The sequence below is a fragment of the Leisingera sp. ANG49 genome (assembly GCF_059694505.1).
In genome coordinates this window covers 20509-34466 of record NZ_JCATZN010000008.1, presented here as the reverse complement: position 1 = coordinate 34466, position 13958 = coordinate 20509, and the positions used below count along the sequence as shown (strand labels likewise).

Here is a 13958-nt window from a genome sequence, read left to right as displayed (position 1 = left end):
GCGCCCTTCTCAAGCGCCGGATTTCTGCGCTCGCGAACGGTGTCTTTCCACGGAATTAGCGGGGAACGGTCATTTTCTGAAATGCAGAGCTCATGGCGCCCAAGACAAGCCGCCGAACGTCTCCTCCGAGCGCTGCACCAGCCTGCGGACCGGCGGCTTCGTTCTCTTTTGATCCCGTACCGCATTGCCCTTGCGGGTAGTTTGAAACGGAGCGGCAAGGGCGCCGCTGTCAAAAAATCGCGGCGGGCAGCCAGGTTGCAAGGCTCGGGACCAGCCAGACCAGCAGAACACCAAGCGCCTGCAGCCCGATGAACGGCACGACCCCCTGATATATGTGGCGGGTGGTCACTTCCTTGGGCGCGGCGCCGCGCAGGTAGAACAGCGAGAAGCCGAACGGCGGGGTCAGGAAGCTGGTCTGCAGGTTGATCGCGATCAGGATGCCCAGCCAGACCGGGTCATGCCCCATCAGGATCAGCGTCGGCGTGACCAGCGGCAGCACGATCACCGAGATCTCGACGAAATCGAGGAAGAAGCCCAGCACGAAGATGAACAGCATGCAGAACAGCAGCGCCCCGGACGGCCCGCCCGGCATGTTGCCGAGGATATGCGCCACCCGCTCCTCGCCGCCCAGGCCGATGAACACCAGCGAGAACATCCCCGCGGCCAGGATGGTGGCAAAGATCATCGCCGTCATTGTCGTGGTCGAGGTCACGGCCTCGTGCAGGATACGCTGTTTCAGCCCGCTGCGCAGGGCAGCGATCACCGCGATGGCTCCGGCTGCGGCCAGCAGCGCATAGAACAGCCCCGCCGCAAAATCGCCGCTGCTGAGGTCGCTGCGCTGCAGCCGGATGGGATGCAGGCCCGACAGGACGCCCAGCAGGATCAGCGCGGCGGCACCGAACAGGATCAGCCGGGCCGGGCCGCCGGCGCGGACGCCGGCCATCAGCAGGGCGCCGATGGCGCCGACAGAGGCGGCTTCGGTGGGGGTGGCAACGCCGCCGAGGATGGCGCCGAGCACGGCAAAGATCAGCAGGATCGGCGGCACCACGGCGCGCACGACCTCGCCGCGGCCGGGGCGGGCCAGCCCGGACGGGGCGGAGGGCATATCCTGCGGGCGCAGGAACCCCCGGATCAGGATATAGAGCAGGTACAGGGCCACCAGCACCAGCCCGGGCACCAGCGCCGCGGCAAAGAACTGGCCCACGGACAGCGCCTCGACCGAGAATTTTCCCTGTTCGTACTGCGCCTGCTGGTAGGCGTTGGACATCACGTCGGCAAGGATGATCAGCAGCGTCGAAGGCGGGATGATCTGCCCCAGCGTGCCGGCCGTGCAGACGATGCCGGAAGCCACCCGCGGGTCGTAGCCCGCGCGCAGCATGGCGGGCAGGGCGATCATGCCCATCGCCACCACCGTAGCGCCGACAATGCCGGTCGAGGCCGCCAGCAGCGCCCCCACCAGCACCACCGAGATGCCCAGTCCGCCCTTCAGCTGGCCGAACAGCCGGCCCATGGTGTCCAGCAGCTCTTCGGCGATGCGGCTCTTTTCCAGGATCGCACCCATCAGCACAAACAGCGGTATGGCGATCAGCACCTGGTTGCTCAGCAGCCCGAAGGCACGCTGGCCCAGTGCCCCCAGCAGCGAGATATCCATCACCCCCATCGCCCAGCCGAGATAGGCAAACAGGATCGCAATGCCCGCAATGGAGAAGGCCACCGGGAAGCCCATGAGGATCGCTGCCATCAGGGCCGCGAACATGACCAGGTCGAGATATTCCGTCATTGGCGGGCTCTTTCGGAGAACAGGCGGATCAGCAGGGCGATGGATTGCAGCATGACCAGCACGCAGAAGGCGGGGATCAGCGATTTCAGCAGGAACACGGCCTCAAGGCCGCCAACGGCGATCGGGCCTTCGAGGATGGCCCAGGAATTGCGCACCGAGGGCCAGGACCAGTAGAGCAGCGCCGCCATCGACGGCAGCAGCAGCACCAGATGGCCGAAGATGTCGATGCGGCGCTGGGTCCGGGGGCTGAGGCCCGCATAGAACACATCCACGCGCACATGCTTGTCGACCAGCAGCGTGTAGCCCGCCGCCAGCATGAACAGGGCGGAATGCATGTAGAGGACGCTTTCCTGCGCCGCGATGGAGTTCACCCCGAACACGTAGCGCCCGACCACAATGGCAAATTGCGCCAGCACCATCAGCAGCGCCAGCCAGCGTATCCCCATCGCCAGACCCCGGTTGAGGCCGTCCAGCGCCTCCGCAACCCGTAGCATCCTGCGTTTCTCCCCCATCAAAAAGCCGGCGCCCGGTCACCCGGAAGCCGACGGTCTTTGCAAAGATCAGTAGCCCATCACCGAGGCACGGGCGTTCATCTGGCCGTTGTCGGCATAGGTCATGTAGCCGCCGACGCTGTCGCGGTAGGAGAGGAAGCTTTCAGTGATGCGGCGCACCAGCTCGTCCTCGTCCTCCTGCAGCTCGGCGATCACTTCCTTGGCGGCTGCGCCCATGGCGGCGATCACGTCCTCGGGGAACATCTTCACCTGCACGCCGTCCTCATCCACCATCTTCTTCAGCGCCAGCGCGTGCTTGGTGGTGTATTCGGTCCAGACCGGGTTGTAGAGGCTCTCGCAGGCCAGCGACACCACCTGCTGCAGGTCCTCCGGCAATTCCGCGAAGACGCTGGCGTTGACGCCGCATTCCTCGGCCGACGACGGCTCGCCCACGCCCGGCCAGTAGTAGTTCTTGGCCACCTGGTAATAGCCGAGCGCGCTGTCGGTCCAGGGGCCGATGAACTCACCGGCATCCAGCGCACCGGTCTGCAGGCCCTGGAACATCGCCGGGCCGCTGGTGGCCTCCGCGGCCATGCCCAGCTTCGACGCCATTTCCGAGGCCAGGCCGGTGGTGCGGAACTTGAGGCCCTTCAGGTCTTCGGCAGAGTTGATCTCGGTCTTGAACCAGCCACCCCACTGCGGGCCGGAGTTGCCGCACAGGAACGGCTTGATGCCGAAGCGGCCGTACATTTCGTCGTACAGCGCCTGGCCACCGCCGTGGTACAGCCAGCCGAACTGCTCATCTGCGCGCAGGCCGAACGGCTGCGAGCCGAACAGCAGGATGCCCTTGGACTTGGAGCCCCAGTAGGCCGGGACCGCGTGATACAGCTCAGCCGTGCCTTCGGACACCGCGTCGAACACGCCGCGGCCCGGCACCAGCTCGCCCGCGGCAAACAGTTTCACCTCGATCCGGCCGCCGGACAGGGTGGTGATCCGGTCGGCCAGCATCTGCGCCGCGACACCGGGCCCGGGCAGGTTCTTGGGCCAGGCGGTGACCATCTTCCACTGCATCTTGCCCTGGGCAATGGCCGGGCTGGCCAGCGCCGCGGCTGCGGTGCCAAGCGCACCCGCTTTCAGAAACTCACGTCTTTCCATGTCTCCATTCCTCCGTCTGTCGGTGGACCTGCGGTGACCGGGCGCGGGCAGCGCAGAATCAGCCTTGTTTTGTACGTGCTTTACATTAATATGTAGCTACATATTATTGTCAATCACGGTTGCGCGGTTCGCGTTCGCCTTACTGCGCTGAATGAAATATGGAGCGGCAGTAAGCATTTTCCCGTTTGATCTGGGGGATATTAGATGGCGGAAAAGCAGCGGCATTCCTGGGTGGCAATCCGGGACAGCATCCGGGAGATGATCCTGAACTCCACCTACGGGCCGGGAGACAAGCTGCCGCGGGACGAGGAATTCGCTGCCCGGTTCGGCTGCGCCCGCTCCACCGTTCACCGGGCCATGCGGGATCTGGCCCAAAGCGGCATTGTCGAACGGCGCCGCAAAGGCGGAACAACGGTGCGGCGCGATCCGGTGACGCGAGCGACGCTCAACATCCCGATCACCCGGCTTGAGGTCGAACAGAAGGGCAGCGTCTACCGCTACCAGCTGATCCGGCAGTCCATGCAGCCGTCACCCCCGGCCATCATGGCCAACTTCGGCCTGCCAGAGGCCCGACCGATGCTGCGCGTGGAGGCTTTGCATCTCGCTGACAGCCGCCCCTATATCTTCGAAGACCGCTGGATCTGCCTGGAGACCGTGCCGGAGATAGCGTCGGTGGACCTGAGCCGCGAAAGCGCAAACGAATGGCTGGTCCGCAACCGCCCCTACAGCAGATGCGATTTGCGGCTGTACGCCCGCCCCGGCACCGGCAGCGACAGTGAAATCCTCCAGAGCAAGGTCGGGGATGCGCTGTTTGTCATGGAGCGCACCACCTGGATCGGAGATGCCCCGATCACCAGCCTGTGCGCCGTCGCCCACCCGGGCTATCAGCTGTTTACCCAGGGCTGACGGAAACGGCGCGGCCCCGGTGGCGGTCGGCCGGATTTCCGCGCCGGGGTTTTCCGGCTGACAGAACGGCACAAGCCAGGCGGGAAGCAGCGTCCGCTTCCTTTCAGCGGCGCGCTCGGATGCACCTGTGGGCACCTCGCATGGCCTGCCAAGCTTCACAATCCGCCAAGGCCAATGAACACAGCGTGCCTAAGCACTACCGTCGGGGTATACAGCTGTGAGTGAGAACAGCTGCCTTTATGCAATTCGAAAGCACGTTCAGCTACTTTGAAGCATTGGAGCACTATCTGCTCAAACACGGCCGCCCGGTGGCCTTCTATTCGGACAAGCACTCCGTTTTCCGCGTTCCCAACCAGGCGGCGAAGTCCGGCTATGGGATGACCCAGTTCGGCCGGACTCTGAATGAGTTGAATATCGAGATCCTCTGCGCTAGCTCAGCCACCGCTATCTCAAGGATCTCGCACCGAGCTGGAAACCGGCCACGCATCGCGCCCACTCACACGACGTCGAGCACCTAATTTTTCCTTATCTGGGCAGCAAGCGGTTTAATCAGGTGACCCGGGCAGATTTGATTTCCTGGAAAGACGGGTAGCCCGGCATTGCCGCCAGCGGCAACCGGGCATTGGCCGTTTTGTTCGGCATGATGCGCCACGCGGAACTGCTTGGCCTCCAGCCGCCCGGCAGCAACCCTTGTAAGGGACTGAGGCGCCGCAAGATAAGCTTCAAGGCCACCTATCTCTCCGAGGCACAGTGGGCCCGGCTGGGAGCTGCTTTGCGGCGGCTTGAGGAAACCCACCCTCGTGAGGCAGGCTGCTTCCGCTTTCTCGCCCTCACCGGCTGCCGCAAAGGGGAAACCCTCGCCCTCCGCTGGGACATGATCGACGGGCCGCGCTGTGCTCTGCCAAATGCCAAGTCCGGCCCACGCGCGATCTGGCTCGGGCGTCCCGCAAAACGGGTCCTGGCCTCATTTCCGCGCAGCAACCTGTACGTGTTCGGTGAGGGCAAGGATCCAATGCCGGACCACCGGATTGACAGGATCTGGCGCAAGCTGCGGCAAAGCGCAAAACTCGATGGGATCCGCCTGCATGATCTGCGTCACAGCTTTGCATCCGTTGGCGTCAACGCCGGGCTGGATCTTCGCGTGATCGGCGGGCTGCTGGGCCATTCCGATCTCGCAACCACCGAAGGTTACGCCCATCTCGAAGACCGAACCATCAAGGCTGCAAGCCAGCGGGTCGGCACGCATCTGGAAAAGATCGTCAAGGCCCCCGCCTCGGGCCGCGTCCGGGACAGTTCGCTCTACCAGCGCTTCTGCAATTCGCGGCTCTCCATCGGCGCCTTCTGCGATGAAAACGGGATCAATCCAGCCACGTTCCGCAAAGGACTCCTGGCTTGGCGCTCGGCGAACCGGGGCCGGACGGGGCAAGCATGAAAACCGTTACCCTCCTCACCCCGCTGATCCTGTCATCTCTCAGGCCGCGCAAGAAGGAATACGTGCTTCATGATGCCAAGTGCGATGGTCTGACCCTGCGTATCCAGCCCAGCGGCGCCAAGTCCTGGGTCTGCTGGCAGCGGGACGCGGGGAAGACCCGGCGTGTCACCTTTGGGCGTTTTGAGGACATGAATATCAGCGAGGCACGCGAAGCCTTCCATGCGTAAAAAAGGAACAGGGCAACAGCCCCCTGCCCCGGCACAGCGCAACACACTCACCTTCTCGGCACTCTGCACTGCCTTCCTGGATGCCAAGCGCGGCGTTTATGCCAATTCCACACTTTCCTCGCTGGGGTACTATCTGGATACACAGCTTCTGCCCGCCTTTGGACGACGGCGAATTGCACGGATCACACACCCTACATCGCTGATTGGTTCTATGCCTATTCCCGATCGCGGCCGGACGGTGCCAATCAGGCGCCTGGGCACTTCACAACAATTCTGAATTGGGGCAAGGAAGCTGGCCATCTTCCCACGGGCTTGCCAATCCGGCGGCGCCTTTGCGTTTCAACCGGCGCTTGGTGTGCGGGCGCATGATGAGCTGCGGCCAGCTACGGCGGCTTGCCGCAGTGCTGGACTCCGCAACCTCCAGACAGCGAGACGCTGCGGATGCGATTTGGCTGATGCTGCTGACCGGCTGCCGCTCCGGCGAAATCCTGCGGTTGAGATGGGATGAAGTCCAGAAAGACAAGCTCACCTTCCGGCGCACCAAAACAGGCCTGCGCGAAGTCAATCTGAGCGATGCTGCAATCCAGTATCTTGGCCGACTGCGCAAACAGCGCCGGTCCAGCTACATATTCTCGGCGCAGTGAACAAAGAAGCCGCACCGCACGTTACTCGATTATGCCTTTCGTCGCATATGCGAGTATCGTTGCCATGAAATCAGAAGCCGACTTTCAGCTTTCCTCTATACCAGGCTTGGCACAGCGGGGAGGCCCCACCATCCGACTTCCCTTAGCAACACCTTCTCTCGGCAGTAAACAGCTCTCTGTTCAAGGGCGGTGCGCAGCCCCGCCAGACCTCTCGAAACGGTGGCCTGCGGTTCTTCTTCACTCTCATTCGGCTGAGTTACACGCAGAATTTTTATTCTTTGTGACCTTGTTCACAGGGGAAACCCGGCAAGCAGACTATGCCGCACCGATCCCGGCATCTTGTCTTGCGCCAGAGGGTGCGCCGCCTGAAACTGCCAACTGGTGCGAATAGCAAGAAAACTGCCCTGAAGGAGTGAAACGCATGCGTTGGACAACCTCATTTGCATTTGCCGTTACCTTGGCTGCCGGGCTTGCAGCCTTGCCTGCGGCTTTGCGGGCCCAAGGGGCGCTGAAGCCGGTAAAGCTGCTGCAAACTTCCTCGGCAGCATTGCTTCTGGAACGGCAGTTTTTTGGCCAGGTGGCGGCCAAGCAGACAGTGGACCTAGCGTTTCAGGTTTCCGGGCAAATATTGAGATTTCCGGTTGCCGAAGGCAGTGCGGTAGCCAAGGGCGGATTGATTGCTGAGCTAGACCTGGAACCGTTCCAGCTGCAATTGGAGCAAGCTCAGCTGCGCAAAGAACAGGCCGACCGCACCGTGGCACGTCTGAAAAATCTGACCGGCACGGTCAGCCAGGTCTCAATCGACGACGCCGAGACCGAGGCAGGACTGGCACGTGTGGCGCTGCGCGATGCAGAGTATGAATTCGAGCACGCCACCCTGAACGCTCCCTTTGATGCGCTGGTTTCCAGCCGTGAAGTGGAGCAATTCACCACCATCAGCTCCGGGACACCGATCGTGCGGCTGCACGACATGTCTGAACTGTACATCAAGGTTGATGTGCCGGAAGTTCTGTTCCAGAAAGCCGAGGAAAGCGACGTGCTGACAATAGTCGCAAACTTTCCCGGTCAGGACACTGATTACCCGCTGGAAATCCTGGAGTACGACGCCGAGGCCAGCAGTGTCGGCCAGACCTATCAGGTGACATTCCGCCTTACCCCGCCCGAAGACCGCCAGATCCTGCCGGGGGCCTCGGCAACGGTAAGAGTACGGGTGGATACCGGCGATGCAGGAATCCGGGTGCCCGCCACTGCCCTGGTCTCAGCGAACGATGGCAGCACCGGTGTGATGGTCTTTACCCCTGCAGGTGCTGCGAAAGGCACTGTTGAATGGACGAAAGTCCGCGTCGAAGCCACTCAGAACGGCGATTTCCGTGTGGCGGATGGCCTGACCGGCAGCGAAGAGATTGTGCTGACCGGCGGCGGCGCACTGAAGGATGGCCAGCAGGTCAGACGCTTTACCGGCTTCGGAAACTGAGGGCAGACAGATGGACATTGCACGGGGGTCTATCGACCGGCCGCTCTATACCTGGATCATCATGCTGGCTGCACTGCTTGGCGGTATCTGGGGATTTCTGAATTTGGGCCGTCTCGAAGATCCGGCCTTCACAATCAAATCCGCGGTCATCGCGACCCAGTACCCCGGTGCCAACAGCGAACAGGTCGCGCGCGAAGTGTCCGAGCCTCTGGAATCCGCGATCCAGAAAATGGGCGAGGTCAAGCTGATCACGTCCGTGAACCAGCCTGGTTTTTCCCTGATCGAAGTGGAGATGCAGGATACTTACGACGGCACCGAACTACCCGCCATCTGGACCAAACTTCGTGCGGAAATCCGCGATGCCGCCCGCACTCTGCCAGAGGGCGTCAGCCAGCCGGTTGTGAACGACGGCTTCGGCGATGTGTTCGGCCTGTTCTATGCGGTGACGGCGGAAGGATACACGGACGCCGAAAAGCACGATCTGGCGACCTACTTGCGGCGCGAGCTGCTGACGGTGAACGGGGTGGCAGATGTTGAAATTGCCGGATTGCCGCAGGAAGCGATCTTTGTCGAACCCACGCTGGCCGTTTCGGTCAATCAGAATGTTCCAATTGACGCAATCAGCAACGCGCTGGCTACGGCCAATTCGGTCCGCTCCGCAGGCAGCATAGACGCTGGGCCTGCCGAAACCATAATGCGTGCGCCGGAAGGCTCGGACTCGGTCTCCGAAATTCAAGGCCTCGCTATCGGCTGGCAGGGCGAAGTGGTCAACGTGATCGACATGGCCGATGTGCATCGCGGGCGCATAGACAACCCGGACCAGCTCATTCGTTTTGACGGGGTGGAGGCCTTCACCCTTGGAATCGCAGGTCTTGCCACCGAAAACATCGTCGAGGTGGGCAAGAACGTCGATGCCAAACTGGCTGCACTGGACAGCCAGATCCCCTATGGCGTCGACCTGAAACCGATCTACCAGCAGCATGTGGTGGTCGAGCAGGCCTCCAACGATTTCCTGGTCAACCTGGCCATGTCGGTGTCCATCGTGGTGGTAGTTCTGGCGCTGTTCATGGGCTGGCGTGCGGCAATTGTTGTGGGCTCCACCCTGCTGCTGACGGTGGTCGGCACACTGTTCTTCATGAACCTGTTCTCGATAGAGATGGAGCGGATTTCGCTCGGCGCGCTGATCATCGCCATGGGCATGCTAGTGGACAACGCCATCGTGGTGGCCGAGGGGATGCAGATCGCTATGCTGCGCGGCCGAACCTCGCGCGAGGCTGCCCACGACGCTGCTTCGAAAACCCAGATCCCGCTGCTGGGCGCCACCGTGATCGGCATCATGGCCTTTGCCGGCATCGGCCTCAGCCCTGATGCTTCGGGTGAATTCCTGTTCTCGCTGTTTGCTGTTATCGCCATCTCGCTACTGCTCAGCTGGCTGCTGGCGCTAACTGCCACGCCGCTCCTGGGCCATTACTTCTTCAAACAGGGCAAAGCAGGCGGCAAGGACGCCTATGACGGTATCCTGTTCCGCACCTACGGCACCATCCTGCGGGCCGCGCTGAAGCTGCGCTGGCTGGTGGTCGCCGGCCTCGTGGGCATCACCGCGGTCTGTTTCATCGGGTTCGGCCAGGTTCGGCAGCAGTTTTTCCCGGATTCCAACACGCCGCTGTTCTTTGTCCATTATAAACTGCCGCAGGGCACCTCGATCCAGACAACTTCCGACCATTTGCAGGTGTTCGAGGACTGGCTCTCCAAGCGCGACGACGTGGTCTCTGTGGCTTCCTTCACCGGCCAGGGCGCCACCCGCTTCATGCTGACCTATACGGCGGAGAAGCCGAACCCCGGCTACGGCCATCTGATCATTCGCACCGAAAACCTCGACGCGATCCCTCCCCTGCAAGCCGACCTCGAGGCCTTCGGCCAGGCGCAGTTCCCCGAGGGCGAGTTTCGCACCAAGCGGCTGGTTTTCGGCCCCGGCGGCGGCGATCCGATCCAGGTGCGCTTCTCTGGCCCCGACCCGCGCGTTCTGCGCCAGCTGGGTCAGGAAGCCATTCAGCGGCTGGAGAACGCATCACCCGATATCCTGATCCCGCGCCATAACTGGCGTGAGCAGGAACCGGTGCTGAAGCCGGTCTACGCCACCGACCGAGCGCAGACTGCTGGCGTCACCCGAGAAAACATCGCCGACGCGCTGCAGTTCTCAACCGATGGCCTGCAGATGGGCGTCTTCCGCGAGCGCGACCGGCTTATCCCCATTGTGGTGCGCCGCGCACGGGAGGAAACTTACAACATCTATGATCAGGTGGTGTTCTCCTCCTCAGCCGGAAAATTCTTGCCGCTGGAGCAGATGATCGACGGTGTCGATGTCGAGATGGAAAATACGCTGGTGCACCGCCGTGACCGGCTGCCGACTCTGACTGTGGGGGCCGACATCCCGCCTGATCTGACCGCCGCCACCGTCTTTGCTGAGATACAGGAAACGATCGAGGCGATGGAGATACCTCCCGGCTACCTGATGGAGTGGGGCGGTGAGCATGAAAGCTCGGGCGACGCTAACGAAAGCCTTGGCAAGCAACTGCCGGTGACCCTCCTGATCATGGTGCTGATTTCGGTTCTGCTGTTCAACGCAATCCGCCAGCCGGTGATTATCTGGCTCCTGGTGCCAATGTCGGTGAACGGCGTGGTGATCGGGCTTCTGGGCACCGGCTTCCCCTTCACGTTCACGGCGCTGCTGGGCCTGCTCAGCCTGTCGGGTATGCTGATCAAGAACGGCATCGTGCTGGTCGAAGAAATCGACCTGGTGCGCGAAACTGGCAAACCTTTGCGCGAAGCCATCGTCGAAGCCTCGGTATCGCGTCTGCGCCCGGTGATGCTGGCGGCGGTGACGACTATCCTCGGCATGGCACCGCTGTTGACCGACGCCTTTTTCGTGTCGATGGCAATCACCATTATGGGCGGGCTGGCCTTTGCCACTATGCTAACGCTGGTGGCAGCGCCAGTCTTCTATCTGATCTTCTTCCGAGGCGTCGAAAAACGAGAAATAGCAGGCGTCTGATCGCGGCACAGCCTCAGAAACATCAAAGTCCCGGCCGAACGTGCCGGGGCTTTTGCTTGCAGGGATTGTTCAGAGGCCCAACCTCCTAACCCTAGGCTAACCGGCCCTCCTTCTTTTAATAGAAAACGTTTTTCTACCGAGAACGATTGGCTTCTCATTTTCTTGTTAACCGTTAATCTGGGCGCCATGATCCGACAGCTTCTTCCGATATCTGCCTTGCTTCTTGGGTCAGGACTTCTCCTGTTTGCGGGCGGAGTTCACGGCCTTATCCTGCCGGTAAGAGGATCGATTGAAGGGTTTTCCGCTAGCGCTCTTGGTCTATTGGGAACTGGCTGGGCGATAGGGTACGTTGCGGGGTGCCTCATTGCACCGGTGATGGTTGGAGCGGTCGGCCACATCCGGACCTACGGCGTCATGTGCGCGCTGGCGGCGGTGACGATTTTGTTTCAGGCGATAATTGTTGAAACCTGGGCGTGGATACCGTCACGTGCATTATCCGGATTTTCTTTTGCCGGAGCCGCCATGATCGTCGAGTCATGGCTCAACGACAAGGTCCAGCCAAGCACACGGGGCACCGTCTTCGGCGTTTATACAATGGTGAACTTGGGTGCAGTTACAGCTGGACAGATGACCATTTCACTAGGCGATGCAGCCGGGTTCATCTTTTTTGCCATCGGGGCAATCGTATATTGCTTGGCTCTCATTCCAACAGCGCTTTCGACCTCGGCCTCGCCTGCGCCACTGACATCCGTGCGGCTTGACTTACCCGCGCTCTGGAGGAACTCACCTGTCGCGGTCACCGCCATTTTTCTGGTTGGCATCTCGAACGCTGCATTCGGAACACTGGCCGCTGTCTACGCAGGCCATGTGGGGCTGTCGCTGGCCGCGATTGCGCTCTTCGCCAGTATTCCGGTTCTGGCGGGCGCTCTTGCGCAGGTGCCTATCGGGATTGTCAGCGATCGCATGGACCGGCGCAAGGTTCTGCTGTTCACGGCGGCCATAGCACTTGCAGCCGACCTGACCTTTGTGTTTGCCGCACCCGAGTCCCGCATCATAAACCTTGTCTTGGTCGGGGCGTTTGGCGCGGCGATTTTTGCGATGTATCCGATTATCGTGGCGCATGCGAATGACCACGCGCCGCCGGGCACTTCGATCCAGGTCTCAGGCGGGCTTTTGATGGTCTTTGGGTTGGGCTCGATTGTTGGCCCGCTGATCGCCGGTGTGGCCATGGGCGAATTAGGACCGCAGGGCTTGTTCATCACAACAGTTGCCGCGCACTGCCTGATGATCGTCTTCACTGTCTGGCGTATTAAGGCCAAGTCTGCTGTCCCGATCAGCGAGAAAACGGCATTTCGTGTCAGCGTACCTGCACGTGTTGTCACGCCTGAGACTGCCGCTCTTGCTGCTGGTGAAGACGAAGCTTCCCCCTTGGCTGAAGCTGAAAACCTTTCAGAGCCTGATGCTACACCTGCTTCGAAGGACGGCGCCCTATGAAACAGCCCGCCACGGAATTTGGCGGGCTAGCGCAAGGTGTTAAAGGTCATCCTGCTACAGCAGACCCTCCGGCGAGACATCCCACAAAACCTGTTTGCACAGCAAAAAAACGCCAGCATAGAGATTTCGGATGGAGTCAGCTGAAGGGCGGGCAGAGGCGATTTAATTGGGATCGGAATTGATCCGCCGCGATCAATCACACTGGGTGCTAGGTAGGAACGGCCGCGGGCTTTGCGCATCTTGTGTCAGGTGCTTGCCAGCCAGTCAAAAACCAGCCGCGCCCGGTCTGATGCCTGGTTGTGCAGTTTGACATAGAATTCCAGCGGCGCCGTAATGGTTTCCGGCAGCAGCTTGACCAGCTTGCCGGATGCGACCAAGTCTGCAGTCAGGCCCTCCCAGCCCAGCACCGCCCCCATGTCATCCTGCGCGGCTTGCAGTGCGATGACATAATTGTTGACGCGGTGGGTGGACTTCAACGGACCTGAATAGCCCAGGGTGTGCGCCCACACCCGCCAGTCGGTGCCGCCGGTTTCCAGCGAGTCGAGATGGATCAGCGGAACCTCAGCGATGCCGGCGACGCTGTCTACCTGGTGCTGAGTGGCAAACCGCGGGCTGCACAGCGCCATGATCCGGTCCCGGAACAACGCCCCGCAGTGGCCGCTGTCGCGGGACATATCGCCGTAATGTAGGCTGAGGTCGCAATCGCCGGCGGCCTTCTCCGTATCGCTGACGATCTGCGCCACCGAGATATGCTCGTAGCTTTTCCAGAAATGCGCCAGCCGCGGTGTCAGCCACAGGGAGCTGACGGCGGTGCTGGAGCGGATCGTCACCGAGCTGCGCCCGTGCTGGGCGCGTAGCTGCTCGAAGGCGTCGTTGATCCCCTCAAACCCTCTTTGCAATGCGACCAGCAGGTAGGCGCCGCTTTCCGTCAGCTCGACACCGCGGTGAAAGCGGTTGAACAGGCTGCACTGCAGCTCGCGCTCGAGCGTCTTGATCTGGTGGCTGACCGCAGCGGGGGTGACGTTCAGCTCAGCCGCGGCCAGCTTGAAGCAGGTGTTGCGGGCGGCGGCTTCGAAGCTGACCAGGGAGCTCATCCGGGGCAGATCATAGGGGCGCTTGGGCAAGGCGGCTTTATCCTCCTGCCGTAAATGTTGAATACACGATGTCTCTTCTTCTGCCTTTGGGCAAATTCAGCTAAGCCAAGATGAAAATTTTTGCAATTGCCGGATGCGGGAAAGACGCCAGAATGCAGCATCACTCCCCGGCTCAGGATCAGCGCCGCCCGGGTGAGACACACAGGATT

Annotated in this window: 11 protein-coding genes and 2 pseudogenes; 9 read left to right on the top strand and 4 right to left on the bottom strand. The window is 61.5% G+C overall.

The features are described from left to right. Positions 1-229: 229 nt before the first annotated feature. From AC58NV_RS20295 to AC58NV_RS20285, 3 genes are all read right to left on the bottom strand, one after another. Positions 230-1780 carry a TRAP transporter large permease gene (locus tag AC58NV_RS20295; RefSeq protein ID WP_497228752.1) on the bottom strand — a complete coding sequence of 517 codons (1551 nt, stop codon included), beginning with the start codon at positions 1778-1780 and terminating at the stop codon, positions 230-232. After that, a complete protein-coding gene (locus AC58NV_RS20290) occupies positions 1777-2274 on the bottom strand; it encodes a TRAP transporter small permease subunit (protein ID WP_497228751.1) in 498 nt (165 codons plus the stop codon). The genes AC58NV_RS20295 and AC58NV_RS20290 overlap by 4 nt, the downstream gene beginning before the upstream one ends. A 66-nt stretch (positions 2275-2340) precedes the next feature. Beyond that, positions 2341-3426 (bottom strand): TRAP transporter substrate-binding protein, encoded by a 1086-nt coding sequence (locus AC58NV_RS20285; RefSeq protein ID WP_366662425.1) that lies wholly within the window; start codon positions 3424-3426, stop codon positions 2341-2343. A 204-nt stretch (positions 3427-3630) separates the two neighbouring features. On the opposite strand from AC58NV_RS20285, the gene AC58NV_RS20280 reads away from it, so the two are divergent. The 9 genes and pseudogenes from AC58NV_RS20280 to AC58NV_RS20240 all read left to right on the top strand — a co-directional run bounded on the left by AC58NV_RS20280 (position 3631) and on the right by AC58NV_RS20240 (position 12655). Next, complete coding sequence (locus AC58NV_RS20280; protein ID WP_497228750.1) at positions 3631-4332, top strand: GntR family transcriptional regulator; 702 nt, start codon at positions 3631-3633, stop codon at positions 4330-4332. 236 nt (positions 4333-4568) lie between these two features. Continuing rightward, positions 4569-4790: pseudogene (locus tag AC58NV_RS20275) on the top strand (ISNCY family transposase); the annotation flags it as partial. A 41-nt stretch (positions 4791-4831) separates the two neighbouring features. Then, positions 4832-4924, top strand: a pseudogene (locus AC58NV_RS20270) (hypothetical protein); the annotation flags it as partial. 30 nt (positions 4925-4954) lie between these two features. Further along, the gene (locus AC58NV_RS20265; protein WP_497228749.1) at positions 4955-5764 is read left to right on the top strand and encodes a tyrosine-type recombinase/integrase; all 810 of its coding nucleotides are present in this window, start codon (positions 4955-4957) and stop codon (positions 5762-5764) included. Then, on the top strand, positions 5761-5991 hold the full coding sequence (locus tag AC58NV_RS20260) for an Arm DNA-binding domain-containing protein (protein ID WP_497228748.1): 231 nt from the start codon (positions 5761-5763) through the stop codon (positions 5989-5991). The genes AC58NV_RS20265 and AC58NV_RS20260 overlap by 4 nt, the downstream gene beginning before the upstream one ends. Positions 5992-6356: 365 nt before the next feature. Further along, complete coding sequence (locus AC58NV_RS20255) at positions 6357-6635, top strand: tyrosine-type recombinase/integrase (protein WP_497228817.1); 279 nt, start codon at positions 6357-6359, stop codon at positions 6633-6635. A gap of 421 nt (positions 6636-7056) precedes the next feature. Then, positions 7057-8109 carry an efflux RND transporter periplasmic adaptor subunit gene (locus tag AC58NV_RS20250; RefSeq protein ID WP_497228747.1) on the top strand — a complete coding sequence of 351 codons (1053 nt, stop codon included), beginning with the start codon at positions 7057-7059 and terminating at the stop codon, positions 8107-8109. A 10-nt stretch (positions 8110-8119) separates the two neighbouring features. Continuing rightward, on the top strand, positions 8120-11161 hold the full coding sequence (locus AC58NV_RS20245) for an efflux RND transporter permease subunit (RefSeq protein WP_497228746.1): 3042 nt from the start codon (positions 8120-8122) through the stop codon (positions 11159-11161). 186 nt (positions 11162-11347) lie between these two features. Beyond that, on the top strand, positions 11348-12655 hold the full coding sequence (locus AC58NV_RS20240) for an MFS transporter (protein ID WP_497228745.1): 1308 nt from the start codon (positions 11348-11350) through the stop codon (positions 12653-12655). A gap of 245 nt (positions 12656-12900) precedes the next feature. Here the strand turns inward: AC58NV_RS20240 and AC58NV_RS20235 are convergent, their stop codons facing one another. Continuing rightward, entirely contained in the window at positions 12901-13779 is an 879-nt protein-coding gene (locus tag AC58NV_RS20235; RefSeq protein ID WP_497228744.1) for a LysR substrate-binding domain-containing protein, read from the bottom strand. Positions 13780-13958: the final 179 nt, after the last annotated feature.